Below are 539 nucleotides of genomic sequence, written 5' to 3' on the forward strand. Positions count from 1 at the left end.
CGCCCGCGCCGCCTGGTCGCGGCTCTGCTCCCAGTCCTCCCCCGCGAGCTGCACCCGCGGCATGGACCGGCGTACCGTCTCGCGCGCCCCGTGCAGCCCGTGCGCCCATCCCCCGGCGACGAGCTGGGTGCTCTCCGTCGTCCGGCTGAACCCGCCGATCAGCGCCCCGGCCCCCGCCCGGTGCGCCCGCAACGCCAGCACCTCCCGGGCGTGCGGATAGGGCGCGTGCGGATCGCCGTGCACGTCGTCCCCGTCGTCCCAGAGCACGACCAGGCCCAGCTCCCGGACCGGCGCGAACATCGCCGCCCTCGTCCCCACGACCACCCGCGCCTCCCCCCGCAGCACCCGCAACCACCGCCGATACCTCTCCTCAGGCCCCACCTCCGCCGTCAACACCACCAACCCCTCACCCCCACCCATACCTGGCGCGGTCATGGCAGGCGCAGCCGTGGCAGCCGCGTTCGGCTCGGGCGCGGTCGTGCCCGGCGCGTTCGGCTCGTGCGCGGTCGTGCCCGGCGCGGTCGGCTCGGGGGTGGTCG

Annotated in this window: 1 pseudogene; it reads right to left on the reverse strand. The window is 77.0% G+C overall.

Features of this window, described 5'->3' with window-relative positions:
• Window positions 1-539, reverse strand: a pseudogene (locus tag ACYVE7_RS35525) (hypothetical protein); the annotation flags it as partial.

The sequence above is a fragment of the Actinocorallia lasiicapitis genome (assembly GCF_054778695.1).